Below are 19,935 nucleotides of genomic sequence, written 5' to 3' on the forward strand. Positions count from 1 at the left end.
CAACTTGTCAATGGAGAGGACGCGAACGCGCAACAGCATTGCGCTGCGCGGGGCCCCCACCCATAATCGCCTGAGAGTTCTTGGGGGCGTGATGCTGCAGTTGCAATCGGCGTTCGGCGTGGTGGCGTTGCTCGTGATCGCCTGGGTGTTGAGCGAAAATCGCAGCATGGTGTCGCTGCGGCAGGCGGCGATCGGGCTCGCGGTCACCATCGCGACGGCGCTGGTTCTGATCAAGGTGCCGCTGGTGACGCAGGCCTTCGGCGTGATCAACGATGCCGTCGGCACCATCGCCGCCGCGACGCGGGCCGGCACCGCCTTCGTGTTCGGTTACGTCGGCGGCGGCCCGGCGCCGTTCGATCCGAAGGCTCCCGGCTCGGATTTCATCCTCGCCTTCCAGGCGCTGCCGATCGTGCTGGTCATGAGCGTGCTGACGACGCTGCTGTTCTATTGGCGCGTGCTGCCGCCCATCGTGCGCGGCATGGCCTGGCTGCTCGAGCGTACGCTCGGCGTCGGCGGCGCGGTCGGGCTCTCGACTGCGGCCAACATCTTCCTCGGCATGGTGGAGGCGCCGCTCTTCATCCGCCCGTATCTGGCGCAGCTCAGCCGCAGCGAATTGTTTCTGGTGATGACCGGTGGCATGGCCGGGATTGCCGGCACCGTGCTGGTACTGTACGCGACGTTGCTTGCGCCGCTGATCCCCGACGCCGCCGCGCATTTCGTCATCGCCTCGGTGCTCGGCGCGCCGGCCGCCATCCTGGTCAGCCTGATCATGGTGCCGGAAACCTCCGATAAACGCACCGGCGGATCGCTCGACGACCCCGATATCCAGGTCTCGTCGACGATGGACGCGATCGTGAAGGGCACCGCCGCGGGGCTCGAGCTCCTGATGAACATCATCGCGATGCTGCTGGTGCTGGTCGCGCTGGTCTATCTTGCCAACAAGATCGTCGGCCTGCTGCCGGAAATCGGCGGCGCGAAGATCTCGCTGCAACGCCTGCTCGGCTATGTCATGGCGCCGGTGTGCTGGCTGATGGGCCTCCCTTGGCCGCAGGCGCTCACGGCCGGCAGCCTGATGGGCACCAAGACCGTGCTGAATGAGCTGATCGCCTATGTCGATTTGGCGAAGCTCGGCCCCGACGCGCTCGATCCGCGCTCGCGCCTGATCATGCTCTACGCGATGTGCGGCTTCGCCAACTTCGCGAGCCTCGGCATCATGATCGGCGGCCTCGGCATCATGGCGCCGACGCGGCGCGACGAGATCAACGCGCTCGGACTGAAGTCGATCGTCTCGGGCACGCTGACGACCTGCCTGATGGGCGCGATCGTGGGGGCGATGACGTGACTTTCCGTCATTCCGGGGCGGCGCAAAGCGCCGAGCCCGGAATCCATCAGGCCGCAACACGCGTGGGGAAATGGATTCCGGGCTCGCGCTGCGCGCGCCCTCAGGTGCGCAATTGCGCACCGGGGAATGCCAGGGCCTACGCCTTCAATTCCACCGTCTTGAACTCGGCCGGCAGGATCACCTCGAGCAGCTCGACGTCGTCGGAATAGTCCAGGATCATGTGCCGGATGCGCGGCGGCTGGGTCCAGGCGCTGCCTTCCTTCATCAGCGTCTCGCCCTCGCCTTCCATGTAGGTCTTCACCCAGCCCTTGAGCACGTAGACCATCTGGAAGTCGACGTCGTGGAAGTGCAGCTTCGACACTTCGTCCGGATCGCACGGGCCCTGCAGCCGGATCACATGCGCCTGGGCGAGGCCGTGCGAGGCGGCCGATATGCCGAGGTCGCGGTACTTGGCGTAGGCGCGCAGGCCGTCGGCCTTGAAGTCCTCCTCGCGGTGATGGCTGATCGCGACGCGCTGCTTCGGCCGTGCCTTGGTCGCTGCTTTGGGCGCGCTCTTCTTGGCCGCCGAAACACGGCCCTTGGACTTGATGGTCTTGCGCGCGGACGATTTGGCGGGCGCCTTCTTGGCGCCGCCGCCAAGTCCCGACCATTTCTTCTTCACCGCGGTCTTGGCTGCGGATCTCGATGCCGTCTTCTTGGCCATTGTTCGCCTCCCGTCTTTTCTGGCAGACGGAGGCTAACACAAGTCGCGCCGCGCGAGGTGGGCAAAGGCGCATCGCCGCGCCTTGCCCCCTTGCCTTGCCCCTCAGCGGATCAATGCAGCCGGAACACGCCGTCGACGGCGCGCAGCTCGGCCGGCTTGACCAGCTTGGAATGCGCCACCGTCACCGAGAACAGCGGGCCCTCGAGCTTCTGCTGCCAGAAGGCGAGGAAATCCTGCAGCGCCGGAAATTTCGGAAACAGGTCGTAGTTCTGCCAGACATAGGTTTGCAGCAACGAGGGGTGATCCGGCATCCGATAGAGGATTTGCGCCGTCGTCAGCCCGTACCCCAGCAACTGCTTCCTGAAATCGTCGGAAACAACCCCACCAACTCGCGAGACCATGCCAACCTCCTGTGACGGAGCGCATTCACGTGGTGGCCGACCTCCCCGCCGGACCACCGGCAATGGATACGCTCACATGAGAGAAATGTGACGCACGCGACTAACTCATCTCAAGCCTAAATGTTTAAAAGGTTGTTGAAATTTCGTGCGTTGGCAGCAGCTTACCGCATCTGCTAATAGCTGCGGCGCGCCCAAGAGGAGCTACGGGGGCAGCATTAAGCATGCCGAAATGATCCCGATATCCTTCTGGCAACCGACACTTACGAGTGCCAATTTTTCTGCTAGAGGCACTTGCCCGCCGCCAAGGCTTGGCCTATCTCCTGCCCAACCAGTCTGGCACTCGCTGGACTGGACTGCTAAAACTCCAAAAATCTACAGCATCCGCAAATGTTTAGGAGGACTGCATGAAATTCCGTCCGCTTCACGACCGCGTCGTGGTTAAGCGTATCGACGCCGAAGAGAAGACCGCTGGCGGCATCATCATTCCGGACAGTGCCAAGGAAAAGCCCTCGCAGGGCGAAGTCATCGCCGTTGGCCCGGGCGGCCGCGATGAAGCCGGCAAGCTGATCCCCATCGACGTCAAGGTCGGCGACCGCGTCCTGTTCGGCAAGTGGTCGGGCACCGAGGTCAAGATCGACGGCGAAGACCTGCTGATCATGAAGGAAAGCGACATCATGGGCGTGCTCGACGTCCCCGCTTCCAAGAAGAAGGCGGCCTAAGCGCCTCCCTCCCTCCCAGTAATTCTCTCAAGGAAAAACTCAGATGGCAGCTAAAGAAGTCAAATTCTCCGTCGAGGCGCGCGACAAGATGCTGCGCGGCGTCGACGTTCTCGCCAACGCGGTGAAGGTCACGCTCGGTCCGAAGGGCCGCAACGTGGTGCTCGAGAAGTCGTTCGGCGCTCCCCGCATCACCAAGGACGGCGTCACCGTCGCCAAGGAGATCGAGCTCGAGGACAAGTTCGAGAACATGGGCGCCCAGATGGTGCGCGAAGTCGCCTCCAAGTCCGCTGACGCGGCCGGCGACGGCACCACCACGGCAACCGTGCTCGCCCAGGCGATCGTGAAGGAAGGCGCCAAGTCGGTCGCCGCCGGCATGAACCCGATGGACCTGAAGCGCGGTATCGACCTCGCGGTCGAAGCCGTCGTTGCGGACCTCCAGAAGAACTCGAAGAAGGTCACCTCGAACGAGGAGATCGCCCAGGTCGGCACCATTTCGGCCAACGGCGATGCCGAGATCGGCAAGTTCCTCGCCGACGCCATGAAGAAGGTCGGCAACGAGGGCGTGATCACGGTCGAGGAAGCCAAGTCGCTCGAGACCGAGCTCGACGTCGTCGAGGGCATGCAGTTCGATCGCGGCTACATCTCGCCCTACTTCGTCACCAACGCCGACAAGATGCGCGTTGAGATGGACGACGCCTACATCCTGATCAACGAGAAGAAGCTCTCCTCGCTGAACGAGCTGCTGCCGCTGCTCGAGGCCGTGGTGCAGACCGGCAAGCCGCTGGTCATCGTCGCTGAAGACGTCGAAGGCGAAGCCCTCGCCACCCTCGTCGTCAACCGCCTGCGTGGCGGCCTGAAGGTCGCGGCCGTCAAGGCTCCGGGCTTCGGCGATCGCCGCAAGGCCATGCTGCAGGACATCGCGATCCTGACCGGCGGCCAGGCCATCTCGGAAGACCTCGGCATCAAGCTCGAGAACGTCACGCTGCAGATGCTCGGTCGCGCCAAGAAGGTGATGATCGACAAGGAAAACACCACGATCGTCAACGGCGCCGGCAAGAAGGCCGACATCGACGCCCGCGTTGCCCAGATCAAGGCGCAGATCGAGGAAACCACCTCGGACTACGACCGTGAGAAGCTGCAGGAGCGTCTCGCCAAGCTCGCGGGCGGCGTCGCGGTGATCCGCGTCGGCGGCGCGACCGAAGTCGAGGTGAAGGAGCGCAAGGATCGCGTTGATGACGCGATGCACGCGACCCGTGCGGCTGTCGAGGAAGGCATCGTCCCGGGCGGCGGCGTCGCCCTGCTCCGTGCCTCCGAGCAGCTCAAGGGCCTGCGCACCAAGAACGACGACCAGAAGACCGGCGTCGAGATCGTGCGCAAGGCGCTGTCGGCTCCGGCTCGCCAGATCGCGATCAACGCCGGTGAAGACGGTTCGGTCATCGTCGGCAAGATCCTGGAGAACAAGGCCTACAACTACGGCTTCGACTCCCAGACCGGCGACTATGCCGACCTCGTCAAGAAGGGCATCATCGACCCGACCAAGGTCGTCCGTACCGCGATCCAGAACGCTGCCTCGGTTGCCGCGCTGCTGATCACCACGGAAGCGATGGTTGCCGAGCTGCCGAAGAAGAACGCCGGCGGGCCCGCGATGCCTCCGGGCGGCGGCATGGGCGGCATGGACTTCTAAGTCCAGCCACTCAAGGCAATCCACGAAATGCGAAACCCCGGCAGCGATGCCGGGGTTTCTGTTTTGGGGGGTCATCATTCCCAGGCACGCGAAACGTGAGCCCCGGAGTGACGAGTGCCCGCTCACTCCGTGCGCGCCGCAACCGGTCCCTTGTCGGTCCAGTCAGGCGGCACGCCCGCGCTGTCGCCGACCATGCCGATGAGACCGGGCGCGCGTCCGAACGCTTCGCATGCCGGATATTTCGGCGCGCCGCCGAGCAGGAAGCCGAGCCGCTGCATCGAGGGCATCGAGGGCACGCCGCCGAACGGCGTCACGCCGGTGACCAGCATCTGGCTGAAGTCGCCGCCGAATGATGCCGCAAGGCCGTACGCATCGCCCTCCTCCGACATCCGCCCGGTGTCGAAGGCATTGGCCGCGCGGCCCCAGACCATCGCCGCCTTCTGCTGTCCGGACGTATCGCGCGCCTCGGCTTCAAGCGACAGGCTGCCGAGCCCGACCGGAATGCGCGGAACCGGCACCGGCACGCCGGGCAGCAGAATCGTCTTCGCGACCGACACCCCCTTGGAGACGCCAACCGCGGTCGGGTCGGTCGGCACCACGTGGGTAATGACGGCCTGGACAGTCAGGTCGGCCGGCTCCGACGCGACCACGTAGAGGCGTTCGCTCAGGCCCGCACACAAGGCGCGGTCCGCGGCGTTGGTGACGAGCTTGCGCTGCGCGGCCGTGAACGGCGCCGGCGTCTTCTCGGAGAACACGGTGGGGATGATCCGGATCGTCTTCGCTGCCAGCACCTCGTCCTTGCTCACGCGCAGCTGCGACCGGGTCAGCATTCCGTCCGATTGCACCATGTTGTCGTAGGAGCGAAGCGAGCCGGCCTGATCCAGCGTGGCCGTCGCGCAACCCGAGACCAACAGGCCGAGCAGGCTCGCCGCCGCCCAGTTGCGGAGCTGCATCCTCCGCCCGCTCACGAATCCGTTTGCCGCCGGAATCCGTTTGATCCAGCATACGCGCGAGCAGGTTGTCATTGAGGCACCACGGACTTACACTTGGTGTAATTATTACACTCGGTGTAATTATCGTGTTGGGCGGTTTTATGGCGCGACCGCCGGCTGCGACCGGAAGACGCATGCCCGACCGCGCTGCCATGTGCGTTGACGCCGACGGCCGCACGAACCCGAGGCCGCGACGTGCTTTTGCCCCGATTGCCTGTTCGTGAGAGAAGCGGCCGATGCCCGATACACTGACGAAAACCCGGACGCCTGCGAAGGAAGGCCTGCGCGAGCGCAATCGCCGCCAGACGCTGCAACGCATCGCCGATGCCGGCATGGAGCTGTTTCTGGCCAACGGCTTCGAGGCGACGACGCTGGATGAGATCGCGGCGGCGGCCGGCATCTCGCGCCGGACCTTCTTCTATTATTTCAAGAGCAAGGACGACATCCTGCTCGCGCATATCGTCACCTATGACGACGCGCTCAGGGCATCGATCCGCGACCATGCCGCCGTCGGCGCGCCGATCGACGTCGTCCGTGAGGCCCTGCTGGAGGTGTCCGCCCGCTTCCAGACCGCGCGAACCGTCGCGATCTCACGCCTGATCCGCGAGAGCGACGTGCTCAGCTCCCGCAGACACCGGAACGACCTGCACCGCGAGCAGGTCATCTATGACATGCTGTGCGAATTGTGGCCGGCCAAGGATCGCCGCAACCGCCTTCGCCTGGTCGCGATGGCTTCGAGCGGCGCACTGCGCATTGCGGTCGACGCCTGGCTCGAGCAGGGCGGCAAACGCCAGCTCACCAAATTCGTCCAGAACGCCTTCGCCAATCTGAAGGCCGCGATCTGAGCGCGCCCTACCCGTCACTCCCCGGTGCGCAATTGTGCACCGGGGAATGACGCAAGGGTAAGTCCGTCTTCCCGTCTCCACCTCACTCGCTGCGCGCGACATCCTGAAAGCAGCCGCGCAGCCAGTCGATGGTGACGCGCGTTGCCGCATCGCGCTTGAGATGGTTCTGCACCAGCAGCCAGACGTCGCGCCGCTTCGGCAGCAGCGTGGCGCGCAGACGGCGGTCGGTCAGCAGGTCCACACAGCTATGTTCCGGTAGCACGCCGACCGCGTGATGCGACTGGATCAGCTTGTGGATGATACGGACATTGTCGGTGACGCAGCGCGCGCGAAGCCGCCTGGCGCGCAGGAACTGCATCTCGGGAATTGCTCCGAGCTCGTCCGGATAGGCGCAGGTCACCGCCTCTCCCGTTGTCGTCGCGGTCGGCTCGAAGAAATACAGCCTGACCTCGGCGAGCTTCGAGATCGCAAAGTCGCCCTTGTCGGGCTTGCGCAGGCGGATCGCGAGGTCGGCTTCCCAGCGCGAGAATTTGACGTTGTCGCTCGAGGTCAGGAATTGCAGAGTGAGGCCCGGATTGGCGCGCAGCAATGCGCCGGTGCGCGGCGCCAGCACTTCCTCGGCGATCGCGTTGGTGGAGGCAATGCGCAGCCGGCCGACCGGCCCGGGCAGGCTTTCGCCGACCCGGCCGATCTCCTCGGCATGCGCGGCCATCGCCTGGATATGTGCGAGCACCACGTCGCACTGCCGGGTCGGCTTGCGGACGCCGTCGGCGGCCTCGAACAGCCGCAGCCCGAGCGCGCGTTCGATCCGCGCCAGGCGGCGGCCGACCGTGGTCTCGTCGATGCGCAGCCGCGCGCTGGCGCCGGCATAGGTGCCCTCGTCCCTGACCGCGGCGATAATGCGAAGGTCGTCCCAGTTCATGGCGGCAGGCTACATCCAAGTTGGCCTGCCTGCAATAACGCAGCCACCGGCTGCAATATCCCTGCATATCAGCAGGCCGCTCCGCGGCTATATTTCAGCCACCCCATCTCGTGGAGACCAGGACCATGTCGTCAGCCAAAACCTTGATGCAGCTTGCCGGTATCGACACCACCCCGCCGCGCCTCGGCGAGACCTGCCTGGTGCTGATCGACATCCAGAACGAATATCTGACGGGTCCCCTCGCCCTGCCCGACGCCAGCCCCGCAATCGCCCGCGCCACCGCATTGCTCGGTCGCGCGCGGGAGAGCGGCGCCAAGATCATCCACATCGCGCACAAGGGAGGGCCGGGCAGCCTGTTCGATCGCGACGCGGAGCGCGGCGCGATCGTCACACCGCTCAAGCCGCGGCCCGGCGAGATCGTGATCGAGAAGCAGTTGCCGAACGCCTTCGCCGGCACCGACCTCAATGCGCAGCTTGCCGCGACCGGCCGCAAGGAGCTGGTGCTGGCCGGCTTCATGACGCATATGTGCGTCAGCTCGACCGCGCGTGCCGCGCTCGATCTCGGCTTCCGCACCACCATCGACGCCGAGAGCTGCGCCACCCGCGACCTGCCCGACGGCAAGGGCGGCACGATTGCAGCAAGGCTCGTTCACGACGTCGCGCTCGCCGAACTGTCCGACCGCTTCGCAATCATCGCCCGCGGCAACGCGCTCGCCTGAGATCACCATCATGCTTGAACTTTATTTCTCGCCGATGGCCTGCTCGCTCGCCAGCCGCATCGCATTGATGGAGGCCGGAATCGAGGCGCGCTACCACCTCGTGCAGCTCTGGACCAAGAAGCTGCTGGAGGACGATGGCGACTTCCGCGCGGTCGCACCGAAGGGCGCGGTGCCGGTGCTGGTGCTCGAGAACGGCGAGCGCCTGACCGAGAGCGCGGCGGTGCTGCAATACATCGCGGACCGCAAACCCGAGCTCGGCCTGGCGCCGCCGCCCGGCGATCCGGATCGCTACCGCCTGCAGGAATGGCTGAGCTTCATCGGCACCGAGATCCACAAGGGCTTTCTGTTCCCGACCTTCTGGTACAAGGACGACGCATCGCTTGCCAAGCCGCGTGCCAGGATCGGCCAGACCTTGTCGGTGCCGTCGGTGCATCTGGCGGACCGTGAATTCCTGGTCGGCGATCGCTTCACGGTCGCGGATGCGCACCTCGCCTGGGCCCTGCTGCTGCTCCGCGGCGCCGGCGTCGACGTCGCGCAATGGCCGTCACTGGCAGCCTATCTCGCACGCATCCAGGCACGGCCGCAGGTCAAGGCCGCGGTCGGCATCGAGACGCAATTGTGGAAATCGCTCGCCGCATGAGCGAGGCGCGCGTCTTCCGGGGCTACTGGAACGCGACCTCGGCGAAGCTGCGCAGCTTGCGCGAATGCAGCCGCTCGGATTCCTGCTGCTTGAGCCGCTCCAGCGCCTTCAGGCCGATCTGAAGGTGCTGGCCGACGCGCTGGCGATAGAACTCGCTCGCCATGCCCGCCAGCTTGATCTCGCCATGCAGCGGCTTGTCGGAGACGCACAGCAGCGTGCCGTAGGGCACGCGGAAGCGGTAGCCGTTGGCGGCGATCGTCGCCGATTCCATGTCGAGCGCAATGGAGCGCGACTGCGACATCCGCCGGATCACCTGCGGCCCGCTGATCTCCCAATTGCGATTGTCGACGCTGGCGACCGTGCCGGTCCGCATCAGCCGCTTGAGCTCGAAACCGGTGAGCCCGGTCACCTCGCCGACCGCCTCCTCCAGCGCGACCTGCATCTCCGCCAGCGCGGGGATCGGCACCCACAGCGGCAGCTCGTGATCGAGTACATGATCCTCGCGGACATAGCCATGGGCCAGCACGTAGTCGCCGAGCCGCTGCGTGTTACGGAGGCCCGCGCAATGCCCGATCATCAGCCACGCATGCGGCCGCAGCACCGCGACGTGATCGGTGATGTTGCGCGCATTCGACGGGCCGATCCCGATATTGACCAGCGTGATGCCGCGATAGCCGGGCTCGACGAGATGAAACGCCGGCATCTGCGGCACGCGCTCCGATGCGGTGCCCGTGGTACCGCCGCCTGCCAGCGCGCTGCGCGTGATCAGATTGCCGGGCGCGACGAACGCCTCGAGGCCTTCCTCGCCCGCCGCGAGACGCTGCAAGCTCGATTGTGCGAAGGCGTCGACATAGAACTGGTAGTTGGTGAAGATCACGAAATTCTGGAAATGCTCGGGGTCGGTGCCGGTGTAGTGATAGAGCCGGCGCAGCGAGTAATCGACCCGCGCGGCGCGGAACAGCGACAACGGCTCCGGCGTTCCCGGCGTCAGTTCGAACGTGCCGTCGGCAATCGCATCGTCCATTGCCGCGAGATCGGGCGTATCGAACACGTCGCGCAGCGACCTTGTGAACGCCGAGCTGTCGGCGATGGTCAGCGCCGCCTCGATATTGATGTCGCGCCGGTAGGCGAAATGGATCGGAATCGGCTCGCTGGACTCCCCGATCTCGACCGCCACGCCGTGGTTCTTGATCAAGAGCCCGATCTGCTCGGTCAGATAGGTCCGGAAGATATCCGGCCGCGTGATGCTGGTCTCGTGGATGCCGGGTCCCGCGACGAAGCCGTAGGCCAGCCGCGAATCGAGCCGCGCATGCGACGAGGTCGTGATGCGGACGAAAGGATAGTGCGCGCGCACCCGCGTCGTGATCACGGCGCCGTTGACATAGGCCTCGAAGCGATTGCGCAGGAAGCCGGTGTTGCGCTCGTAGATTTCTTCGAGGCGAGCAACGGCGGCTGCGGCATCGGTGAAGGCTTCCGTCGTTATCGGCGGTGGGGTTTCGATGAGGGGCGTGGGAGACATGTTCGCTTTGCACCAGATCCGTTGCCGAGCCGGGACTCGCTTGGGATCACCGCAGTATAGCGACAATAGTCTCGAGTTCCAGATCGGCGCTGGTCGCGCCCGGCCGCCCTATTCGGCCTCGCGCGACGGCAGCGCGCAGAGTTCGGACCGGGTCAGGAACCTGCGTTCGCGCCCGTTGTCGAGCGAGAACATCCCGCCGCGGCCAGGAACGACGTCGATGATCAGGTCGGTATGCTTCCAGACCTCGTACTGCGAACCGCTGATGTAGAACGGCGCGCCGCCGATCTCGCCGAGCTTGACGTCGTGCATGCCGATCAGGAATTCACCTTGCGGGTAGCACATCGGCGACGAACCGTCGCAGCAGCCGCCCGATTGATGAAACAGCACCGGCCCATGGTCGGCGACGATCTCGGCAAGCAGTTCGAGCGCAGCTGGCGTCGCCGTTACCTTGTCAGCCATCCCGGCCTCCGTGATGGGAGCTCCGGCGGGGCATCGGCCCGCCGGAGCTCGTCGCGTTGGTCCACAGCGCGTGAGCTATGGCCTCAGAAGAAGCCGAGCTTCTTCGGGCTGTAGCTGACCAGGATGTTCTTGGTCTGCTGGTAGTGGTCGAGCATCATCTTGTGGGTCTCGCGGCCGATGCCCGATTGCTTGTAGCCGCCGAACGCCGCATGCGCGGGATAGGCGTGATAGCAATTGGTCCAGACCCGGCCGGCCTGGATGGCGCGGCCGAACCGGTAGCAGCGATTGGCGTCGCGGCTCCAGACGCCGGCACCGAGACCGTAGAGCGTGTCGTTGGCGATCGACAGCGCTTCCTCGTCGTCCTTGAAGGTGGTCACCGACACTACCGGCCCGAATATCTCCTCCTGGAAGATGCGCATCTTGTTGGTACCCTTGAAGACGGTCGGCTTGACGTAGTAGCCGCCCGAGAGCCCGCCGCCGAGATTGTTGCGCTCGCCGCCGGTCAGGACCTGCGCGCCCTCCTTCTTGCCGATGTCGATGTAGGAGAGGATCTTCTCGAGCTGCTCGGAGGACGCCTGCGCGCCGATCATCGTGGTCGGATCGAGCGGGCTGCCCTGCGTGATCGCCTCGACGCGCTTGAGCGCACGGTCCATGAACTTGTCGTAGATCGATTCCTGGATCAGCGCACGGCTCGGACAGGTGCAAACCTCGCCCTGGTTGAGCGCGAACATCACGAAGCCTTCGATCGCCTTGTCGAAGAAGTCGTCGTCTTCGGCGCAGACGTCCTTGAAGAAGATGTTGGGCGACTTGCCGCCGAGTTCGAGCGTCACCGGGATCAGGTTCTGCGACGCATATTGCATGATCAGCCGGCCCGTCGTGGTCTCGCCGGTGAAGGCGATCTTGGCGATCCGGTTCGACGATGCCAGCGGCTTGCCGGCCTCGAGGCCGAAGCCGTTGACGACGTTCAGCACGCCCTTCGGCAAGAGGTCGCCGACCAGTTCGAGCCAGACCAGGATCGAGGCCGGCGTCTGCTCGGCGGGCTTCAGCACGACGCAGTTTCCGGCAGCAAGCGCGGGCGCCAGCTTCCAAGTCGCCATCAGGATCGGGAAATTCCAGGGAATGATCTGGCCGACCACGCCGAGCGGCTCGTGGAAATGATAGGCCACCGTGTCGTGGTCGATCTCGGAGAGCGAGCCTTCCTGCCCGCGGACCACGCCGGCAAAGTAGCGGAAGTGGTCGATCGCCAGCGGAATGTCGGCGGCCGTCGTCTCGCGGATCGGCTTGCCGTTGTCCCAGGTCTCGGCGGTCGCGAGCTTGTCTAGATTGGCTTCCATCCGGTCGGCGATCCTGTTGAGGATCAGCGCGCGCTCGGCCGGGCTGGTCTTGCCCCAGGCATCCTTGGCCGCATGCGCGGCATCAAGCGCCGCCTCGATATCCGCGGCGTCAGAGCGCGGAATTTCGCAGACCGGCAACCCGGTCACCGGCGAGATGTTGTCGAAATACTTGCCGGAGCGAGGCTCGCGCCATTCGCCGCCGATGAAATTGCCGTAGCGCTTGGCGAACGGCGCCTTGAGCACGGACTGCATGTCCATCTTGTTCATGTGTTCCTCCGTTGGCACGCCGATGCACACGGCGTTGGCCGAAACGGTCGGTCAAATCGGGCAAACAGAACAGGTGCCCGCGTCAGGTGCAGGCGGGAACTGTCGCAAATCTGAGACAGGATGCACCGCAAATCGCCATCGGCGCGTCTCGCCCGGGCGACCGGACCTAGCTGCGGCAGGATCACCTAGCGGTGCAGACCGAGCAGCTTCAGCTTGCGATGCAATGTCGCGCGGGACATGTCGAGATCCTTGGCGGCCCTGGATACGTTGCCGCCGGCCCGCGCCAGCGCACGCTGCAACACCGCGCGTTCTGCGGCAACGAGGTCGCCATTGTCGCGCGTCTCGCCGATCAGATCGGCAGCCGGCAGCGGCCGCGCCAGCGATGCCGCGGTGAGGCCCAACGCACGGCGCGCCGCACGCGTCGCACCGATCACGAGGTCGTCGCGATCGACCGCCAGCAGCGAGTTGACCGCGCGCTCGCTTTGCGGCGTCAGCAGAATTCGGGCGTCGGGAAACGCCCGCCGAAAATTCTCGGCCTCGATCGCGCGCGCGGCATCGATGGCGGTAGTCGCGATCAGCCGGGAGAATCCTCGCGTCAGGTCGGCGCGGCAGGAGGAGACGTCAAGCGCGGCAGCCAGTTCGCCGTGCTCGTCGAAGATCGGCGCGGTGGTGCAGAACAGGCCGGAATTCCGCGTGAAGAAGTGCTGCTCGCGATCGATCGACAGCGGCCGCTTTTCGACGATGCAGGTGCCGATGCCGTTGGTCCCCTCGTATTTCTCGCTCCAGACCGCGCCGGTCCACAGACCCCACGTGTTGAACGTCGCATCATCGGCGTCTGCGCCGCGTCGGTCGACCACGACGCCGTCGCGGTCCGCGAGCAACACGGAACACCCCACCCCGCCGACGGCAAGAAACAACCGGTCGAGCGTGGCCTGGGCGACCGTCAGCAGTTCGCCGAGACGCTGCTGCGCAGCGGCGACCTCGACCTCGTTGAGACGATGAGACGGCAGACGGGATGCGGGATCGAGTGCATGCAGATGGCCGGAGCGACGCCACGACGCCGACAAGTCGGATGGCGCTCCGCCTCCGGAAAGCACGTCGAGAACCTTGTCCGTGTGCACGATATCCGTCGAGCGGCTCATGCTTTCCTCCCTGCTCCCAAGGTTCTGCGAACCCGCGGGAGCGCGGCGCTGTTGGCTCAGGCACCCCTATATTTGGTAGACTATAACGTGCCCCAAGCCCTTTCAAGCGACCCCGTCATTGCGATACCAAGGCTAGTATATCCCGCTAGCCACAATGCATTTTGCGAAAGGTCAATCGCCGCGTCGGCGCCGGGCGCCGCGGCACGACGGCGGGGCAGTCCAAAGGGGCTCGGGGACTCGGCGTCCCCTCCGGGACAATGCGCTTACTGGATCCGCGCGAGCACCGCGAGGCGGCGGATGCCCTTGTTGCGGTAGGCATCGAGGAACGCGTAATAGTCCTTGAACGAGACGCAGCCGTTGGAATCGCCGTTCGGGCCGAGCATGAAGGTGTGCGCGAGCAGGCCGACGCGGTTGAAGATCTTGCCCTCGCCGCCGATCGGATTGAGCCGCAGCGCCGGCACGCCGTGGAACAGCGCCTCGCGCGGCTTCAGCTCGTAAATGTGCGGCGGCGTCACGCCGACCATCTTCAGATGCGACGACCTGGGATCGTCGAGCCTCGAGCCGAGGCCCGAATGCGCCTCGAGGCGCGTGCCGTCGGGCAGATACACGGTCCTGGCCGAGATGTCGTACACCGCGGTCTGGCGGTCATAGGGCGGCGAGCCGCCGAGCATCGGGTTCTGGTCCAGCGTCGACGGAATGCTGCCGGTGACGTTGGCATCGGCGGAGGCAAACGACAGCAGCCCGCCGCTCGACTCGCGCTTGCCCCACAGCTTCTCGACCATGGTCTGCCGCTCGCTCGATGCGATCGACATCACCGCGGCCTTGGCGCGCGCGGCCATGTCGCGGACGCCGCCGGATTTCGCGGCCTGCTTGGCCTCGGCCGGCTTCGCTTCGGCGCCCTTCTCGGTTGCCTTGGGCTGAACGTTGGCGGTGGGATCGTTGAGCGCCACCTGCAGATTGGCGGCGGCTTGCTTCTTGGCGGTTTCGACCGATTTCGGCGCCGGCAGCGGCTTCGTTGTCTCGGCGAGCTCCGCCGTGGCCACCGCCCTCGCCGTCGCAACGACCTTGGGTGCGGCGGCCTGCTTGATCGGGTCGATCTGCGGTGCGGCGTCGGCCACGACGCTGGACGCGACGCCCTCGGGCGAGGCGGCTGCAAACCGATCGTTAAACATAAGCGAAGGCGCCGCGGCTTCCGACTTCGCGACCTCGGTCTTTGCCGGAGCCACCGGCGCCGGCGTCACGGACGCGAACACCTCGTTGAACGCGGGTGCCGGGCGGGTCGCGACCGCCACGGGCCGCTTGACCACCGGCGCATCGAACGACGCATTGCCGACCGACGGATAGACATTCGCCGCGAAGATGTTGGCGTAGACGGTCCAGGCGCAGCCAAGGACCAACGCAGCAACGGCGGCGCTGCCAAAGAAATGCTGCGGAAGAATCTTTCGGGAGGATTTCTTGCGGACCGGCGCCCCAAGAACATACGCACTTGCACTCGTACCCATACGCCCGACGCTCAAAACAGGTCCACCTTTGTCCCCACACTGGATCTGCCGAACGATGTCTCGGCGTAACCGTAGCGCAGGGGGCACAGACGGCCATTAAGGCGACTTTTAGTTAAATGCCGCTTAACTGGGCGCATCCCCTGCAGCGCGGGAAGTGCCTGTGGCGTAGGGCTTTTTTAAGATGACATTGGACCGCCAAAACGGCTTTTTTGTCCCATGATGGGACATCCCGGCAGGCTGCTCCGCCGCCGCCTGCCGGGATGAATCCTAGGGAGAATTTCCTTGCCGATCGCCCCGTAATCGCGCGGGGATCGAGCAAAAACCATCTCTCAATAGGCGAGCTTCGGATACCAGTCCGCGCCGCGCCCCTCGCGCGTGGTGTCGAGCAAAGTCCACAGCGGATCCAGGTCCGGCGCACCACGCGGGTCCTGGCCGGGATCCATCGTGCCGGCACCCATTTCGCCGGCCCAGAAATGCCGGATCGTGCCGCCATCGCGCGTGAAGACGTTGTAGCCGGGTAGGTCGTCGTCATCCCTGCTGACATAGTCGCGGGTGTAATCGCCCGACGCATCCGAATAGACCTTGTGGCGGGTCCAGCCGCGCGCCCGCTTCGCCTCGATCAGCCGTGCGATCGGCGAGCGCGCCACGAACACCAGCGACACGCGCTGCTCGATATCAGGCAGCTTCTCCTCCCATGTGCCCATGAACGATGTGCACATCGGACACGGCTTCTCGCGCTGCGGGCCGAACATGTAGCTGTAGATGATGAGGGTCTGCTTGTTGCCGAACAGGTCGGTGAGCGACGCCGCGCCGGACTCGCCGGTGAATGCATAGGCCCTCGTCACCTCGCCGCCCGGCGGCAAGGCACGGCGCAACTCGGCGACGCGCGCTATGTGCCGGCGCAGCTCGATCTCTTCGACAAGCAGCGCCTGGCGCGCCCGGCGATACTCGGCACTCTCGTTGGGAAAGCGCCTGGTGTTGGTGCTGGCGAGCTCGGCGGCCGGCTTGAGGACGGAACTGGTCATGGTTGGAACCTCGCGTGGTTGACGGGCTCCCTGGAAGACGACCCGGACCCGGACGATCCGACACTCAACGGCGACGATCTTATTGCAGTTCCGGCGGCGGCGAGCGGTCCAGGACATCGCCCTTTGCGCCCTCAAGCAGATCGAACGCGTAGGTCTCGACGACCAACGGCCCACGCATGCGTTTGGCCTCGCCCACTGTCTCGACGCGGGCGAAATTGTCGCGCATCGCGGCCGGGATCTCCTGCTCGACCTCATGCACATACAGCAGCTTGCCTGATAGCTGCGCCGGGCTCGGCTCTGACATGTTGACCCAGCGAATGCGCTGGCCCTGCTGGGCGACGCAGGTGCCCTTGGGGAGATAGAAGGCCAGCCAGCCGGTGGTGCCGTAGTCCGGCGCCAGCACGCAGCTCGCACCGGACCGCACCCGCGCCGCCTCGATCTCATCAGCGAGCTGCTGCCAGCCGACACCGACGCTGCGCACGGTGGCGTCGCGGCGGTAACCCGAGAGCATGCCGGTATTGGCCTGCACGATCAGCAGCGCGAACAGCACGACGCCGGTGGGCGCGGCCCAGCGGCGGCAGAAATCGATCGTGCGCTGCTCGCGCGGCGCCCACTGCACCTGGATCGCGGCGACCGCAGCCGCCACCGCGAAGGCCGGATAGACCGGCGCGAACCAGTTGGCCTCGACCCGCGCATGCAGCGCGTGCCAGGTGAAGTAGACCACGATGGTCCAGAACATGGTGTTGACCAGCACCCGTGCCGGCATCGCGCCGGCGCGGCGCCGGTACAGCGCATAGAGGCCCATCACGCCGAGGATAAAGACCAGCGGCGTTGCGAACGCAAACTGCGTCGGAATCAGCTCGGCGATGTAGTTCGGCCGGAAATCCTCGATCCGGGCGCGGCCCATCTGCTTGATGAACGACACCCATTGGTGATCGGCATTCCAGAGGATGACCGGCGCAAACAGGCCGGCCGCGACCAGACCGCCGAGATAGAGCCAAGGCGAGAGATACCAGCGCCGCAGCTTCGGCACGACAGAAAGCCAGATCAGGATCGCGGGACCGAAAAACAGTGCCGTGTATTTCGACAGCAGCGCCGCACCGGCGCTGACGCCGACCGCGAGCCACCAGGCGCCGCGGCCGCTCTCCAGCACCTTCGCCAGTGCGTACAGCAGGAAGCTGGACGCAACCAGCAGCGGCGCATCCGGCGTCACGATCAGCGTGCCGACGGCGGCCATCAGCGTGACGTTGAGCAGGATGGTCGCGCTAGCGGCGATGCGCCGGCCGCCGAACAGGATCTCGGCCGCGCGGTAGATCGCCCAGCTCATCGGCAGCGCGAGCAGGATCGAGACGAGGCGCACGCCAAACGGCGTATCGCCGGCGATCATGGTGCCGAGCCGGATCACCACCGCCACCATCGGCGGATGATCGTAATAGCCGCCGGCGAGCGACTTCGACCACATCCAGTAATAGGCTTCGTCGAAGGTCAGCGGCGTCCATGCGGCGGCGGCCAGCCGCAACACGACCAGCGCGCACACCGCAAGGGCGGTGTTCCGGGCCAGCCGCGCCTCAGTTGCGTTCATGCCGCCGTCATCGCTTGCGCCAGACGAACAGCCCGGACATCGCGTAGTTCCACACCACGCCCATCAGCGCGCCGGCCGCGCCCGCAAGCCACCAGATCGGTTCCTGGTCGTAGACCGAGAACGCGACGCCGACATTGGCCAGCAGGCCTACGCTGCAGACCAGATAGAACAGCAGCAGGCCGCGCAGGATGCCAAAACCTTTCAGCCGCTGATCGCGATAGGTCAGGAAATTGTTGAGGATGAAGTTGCTGGTCATCGCAACGATCGCGCCGGCGGCCTGGGCCTCCGGGAATGGCGCCTTGAACAGTTCCAGCGCGATGAACAGTACTGTGAGATGCACCAGCAGGCCGAGCCCGCCGACCGCTGCGAACAGGATGAAGCGCAGCGAGATCAGGTCGTTGGTCAGCTTCGCCAGCACGAGGCCGAGGAAGTCCAGCGCGACCATCGAGTCGAGCTTGCTCTCGCCATGCTGGCGGGCACCGAATGTGTAGGGAACCTCGACCGTGCGCAGCTTGCCCTCTGCCGTGGCCACCACGTCGAGCAGGATCTTGAAGCCCTGGGTCGAGAGCTGCGGCGCGAGCTGCTCGAAACGGTCGCGGCGGATCATGAAGAAGCCGCTCATGGGATCGGCGACCTCGACCTTCAGCGTGCGGCGCGCGATCTCGGTGGCGAAGGCGCTGGCGCCGGCGCGCTGCTTGTTGAAGCCGTCGGCCTTGTAGCCCTCGATGTAGCGGCTGCCGACCACGAGCTCGGCCTCGCCGCTCTGCAGCAGCCCCAGCATCTTCGGGAGCTGGCTCTCGTCATGCTGCAGGTCGGCGTCCATGACAGCGGCAAAGGGCGCGCTCGAGGCCAGGATGCCCTCGATGCAGGCGCCGGACAGGCCGCGCCGGCCGATTCGGCGGATGCAGCGCACGCGGGAGTCCTTCCGCGCCAGTGCGCGCACCACGTCCCAGGTTCCGTCGGGCGAATTGTCATCGACGAAGATGACCTCCCACGGCACGTCCTTCAGGGTCGCGTCGAGCCGGCGGTACAGCACCGTGACGTTGTCGCGTTCGTTGAAGGTCGGGACCACCACCGAAAGCTGCGGCAGACCTGCTGCCTGCGACGCGGTTTCGGGGCTGAGCTTGATGGCGTCATTCATGAGCGCCAGCGTATAGCCGCAGCCTCCCCCGCTGCCAAGGCGGGCCGACCCAAACGCGGTCTCGGGAAGCGGGAAAACGGGGCAAAACACCCCTGAAAATGCCAACGACCACGAACAAGGGGCGCGCGTACATCCGGCGCAGCCGACATTGCCGTGGTCGTCCCAGCGCCGGAGCCCTTAAGCTGCAACGTCGCCGTTATGAGCCAGATAGGAAGCCCCCATGCGGTTCGCAAGGGGCAATCTGCACAACGGGCGCTAGTTGTTCGGGACTTCCCGGATCACCGGGCCGCGCGGCGCCGGGGCCGCCGGTGCAGCCTCGGCGGCGGGCGCCGCCTGCGGCTGCGCCGCGGCAGGCTGGGTCGGGTGACGGAGCTGGCTCGGCGACGGCCCGTAGATGAACGCCGCCGCCAGCGCGATGGCTGCGACCACTGCGCCCAAGAAGCCTGCCGTCGATTGTGAGCGCATCCCGATCATCCCCTCGCCTGCCCGGATTGATATCAAAAATCGGCCGGCCGCAACAGGATTCGGGAACCTATTTCGCCGCGGCCTTGCGGCGGGTGAAGGCGGTCACGATGTCCTTCTGCGCCAGATCGATCGCGCGGTTGGCGGTGGTCAGATTGGCGTCCGCATCCTGCTTGGGAAATTGCAGCGTCAGGAAGTCGATCAGCGAGACCCGGAAGTTCTGCCGCTCCGAGGGACAGACATTGGCGATCAGCGAGGTGAACTCCTGATCGGACATCGCCTTGTTGCTGTCGCGAGGATATTCGCGGGCGAGACAATTCCAGTAGGCGTCGCGGCCGGTGATCGCGAGCTTGTGCGCGTCGTCGACCTCGTCGGCCATCGCGGCTGACGATGTGATCAAGAGGGCGGCCGCCAGCAGCATGCGCATGCGTTGTTCTCCCGTTTTTCGGCATCCTAGCCAACGCTTGCGATCACGATAAGCACCGCCGCGCCAATCTGGCAAACTGGCCAATCACGATTATTTTGACTACTCTCT

At 65.6% G+C, this 19,935-nt stretch carries 20 protein-coding genes; 6 read left to right on the forward strand and 14 right to left on the reverse strand.

All coding sequences use genetic code 11. The features are described 5' to 3' along the window. Window positions 1-91: 91 nt before the first annotated feature. Window positions 92-1,342 carry a NupC/NupG family nucleoside CNT transporter gene (locus tag CK489_RS33455; protein WP_095735303.1) on the forward strand — a complete coding sequence of 417 codons (1,251 nt, stop codon included), beginning with the start codon at window positions 92-94 and terminating at the stop codon, window positions 1,340-1,342. Window positions 1,343-1,478: 136 nt separating this feature from the next. On the opposite strand, the gene CK489_RS33460 is transcribed toward CK489_RS33455, so the two are convergent. Further along, on the reverse strand, window positions 1,479-2,045 hold the full coding sequence (locus tag CK489_RS33460; protein WP_095735304.1) for a cupin domain-containing protein: 567 nt from the start codon (window positions 2,043-2,045) through the stop codon (window positions 1,479-1,481). 110 nt (window positions 2,046-2,155) lie between these two features. Then, the gene (locus CK489_RS33465) at window positions 2,156-2,446 is read right to left on the reverse strand and encodes an usg protein (protein WP_074127572.1); all 291 of its coding nucleotides are present in this window, start codon (window positions 2,444-2,446) and stop codon (window positions 2,156-2,158) included. A gap of 404 nt (window positions 2,447-2,850) precedes the next feature. Here CK489_RS33465 and groES point away from each other — a divergent pair, with 404 nt between their 5' ends. Beyond that, complete coding sequence (gene groES / locus CK489_RS33470) at window positions 2,851-3,165, forward strand: co-chaperone GroES (RefSeq protein ID WP_021077770.1); 315 nt, start codon at window positions 2,851-2,853, stop codon at window positions 3,163-3,165. 43 nt (window positions 3,166-3,208) lie between these two features. After that, entirely contained in the window at window positions 3,209-4,849 is a 1,641-nt protein-coding gene (gene groL / locus CK489_RS33475) for a chaperonin GroEL (protein ID WP_050625538.1), read from the forward strand. A gap of 122 nt (window positions 4,850-4,971) precedes the next feature. Here the strand turns inward: groL and CK489_RS33480 are convergent, their stop codons facing one another. Further along, window positions 4,972-5,802: a DUF3313 domain-containing protein gene (locus CK489_RS33480; protein WP_198961089.1), complete on the reverse strand. Its 831-nt coding sequence runs from the start codon at window positions 5,800-5,802 to the stop codon at window positions 4,972-4,974. A 275-nt stretch (window positions 5,803-6,077) separates the two neighbouring features. Here CK489_RS33480 and CK489_RS33485 point away from each other — a divergent pair, with 275 nt between their 5' ends. After that, on the forward strand, window positions 6,078-6,686 hold the full coding sequence (locus tag CK489_RS33485) for a TetR/AcrR family transcriptional regulator (RefSeq protein ID WP_095735306.1): 609 nt from the start codon (window positions 6,078-6,080) through the stop codon (window positions 6,684-6,686). A gap of 82 nt (window positions 6,687-6,768) precedes the next feature. Here CK489_RS33485 and CK489_RS33490 read toward each other — a convergent pair whose 3' ends face one another. After that, window positions 6,769-7,608, reverse strand: coding sequence for a LysR family transcriptional regulator (locus tag CK489_RS33490; protein WP_095735307.1), 840 nt, complete (start codon window positions 7,606-7,608; stop codon window positions 6,769-6,771). 125 nt (window positions 7,609-7,733) lie between these two features. Between CK489_RS33490 and CK489_RS33495 the strand changes: the two genes are divergently transcribed. Together CK489_RS33495 and CK489_RS33500 are read left to right on the forward strand one after the other, a co-directional pair. Next, window positions 7,734-8,327 (forward strand): cysteine hydrolase family protein, encoded by a 594-nt coding sequence (locus tag CK489_RS33495; RefSeq protein WP_095735308.1) that lies wholly within the window; start codon window positions 7,734-7,736, stop codon window positions 8,325-8,327. 10 nt (window positions 8,328-8,337) lie between these two features. Then, window positions 8,338-8,967 carry a glutathione binding-like protein gene (locus tag CK489_RS33500; RefSeq protein WP_095735309.1) on the forward strand — a complete coding sequence of 210 codons (630 nt, stop codon included), beginning with the start codon at window positions 8,338-8,340 and terminating at the stop codon, window positions 8,965-8,967. Between the two features lie 22 nt (window positions 8,968-8,989). Here the strand turns inward: CK489_RS33500 and CK489_RS33505 are convergent, their stop codons facing one another. From CK489_RS33505 to CK489_RS33550, 10 genes are all read right to left on the reverse strand, one after another. Further along, the gene (locus tag CK489_RS33505; RefSeq protein ID WP_095735310.1) at window positions 8,990-10,486 is read right to left on the reverse strand and encodes an AMP nucleosidase; all 1,497 of its coding nucleotides are present in this window, start codon (window positions 10,484-10,486) and stop codon (window positions 8,990-8,992) included. 108 nt (window positions 10,487-10,594) lie between these two features. Continuing rightward, window positions 10,595-10,945 (reverse strand): DUF779 domain-containing protein, encoded by a 351-nt coding sequence (locus CK489_RS33510; RefSeq protein ID WP_095735311.1) that lies wholly within the window; start codon window positions 10,943-10,945, stop codon window positions 10,595-10,597. 83 nt (window positions 10,946-11,028) lie between these two features. Beyond that, window positions 11,029-12,537: an aldehyde dehydrogenase gene (gene adh, locus CK489_RS33515; RefSeq protein WP_502694161.1), complete on the reverse strand. Its 1,509-nt coding sequence runs from the start codon at window positions 12,535-12,537 to the stop codon at window positions 11,029-11,031. A 194-nt stretch (window positions 12,538-12,731) separates the two neighbouring features. Next, window positions 12,732-13,688, reverse strand: coding sequence for a GAF domain-containing protein (locus tag CK489_RS33520; RefSeq protein ID WP_050625809.1), 957 nt, complete (start codon window positions 13,686-13,688; stop codon window positions 12,732-12,734). A 263-nt stretch (window positions 13,689-13,951) separates the two neighbouring features. After that, window positions 13,952-15,085, reverse strand: a complete 1,134-nt coding sequence (locus CK489_RS33525; protein ID WP_347336261.1) for a DUF2778 domain-containing protein — start codon at window positions 15,083-15,085, stop codon at window positions 13,952-13,954. A gap of 434 nt (window positions 15,086-15,519) precedes the next feature. Beyond that, a complete protein-coding gene (locus CK489_RS33530; RefSeq protein WP_095735313.1) occupies window positions 15,520-16,215 on the reverse strand; it encodes a DUF899 family protein in 696 nt (231 codons plus the stop codon). Window positions 16,216-16,294: 79 nt separating this feature from the next. Then, on the reverse strand, window positions 16,295-17,797 hold the full coding sequence (locus tag CK489_RS33535) for a glycosyltransferase family 39 protein (protein WP_095735314.1): 1,503 nt from the start codon (window positions 17,795-17,797) through the stop codon (window positions 16,295-16,297). Window positions 17,798-17,804: 7 nt separating this feature from the next. Next, entirely contained in the window at window positions 17,805-18,938 is a 1,134-nt protein-coding gene (locus CK489_RS33540; protein ID WP_095735315.1) for a glycosyltransferase, read from the reverse strand. A gap of 255 nt (window positions 18,939-19,193) precedes the next feature. Further along, complete coding sequence (locus CK489_RS33545) at window positions 19,194-19,403, reverse strand: hypothetical protein (RefSeq protein ID WP_095735717.1); 210 nt, start codon at window positions 19,401-19,403, stop codon at window positions 19,194-19,196. Between the two features lie 67 nt (window positions 19,404-19,470). Further along, window positions 19,471-19,827, reverse strand: coding sequence for a hypothetical protein (locus tag CK489_RS33550; protein ID WP_095735316.1), 357 nt, complete (start codon window positions 19,825-19,827; stop codon window positions 19,471-19,473). Between the last annotated feature and the right edge of the window lie 108 nt (window positions 19,828-19,935).

Source organism: Bradyrhizobium sp. UFLA03-84 (assembly GCF_002289535.1).
Classification (GTDB): Bacteria; Pseudomonadota; Alphaproteobacteria; order Rhizobiales; family Xanthobacteraceae; genus Bradyrhizobium; species Bradyrhizobium viridifuturi.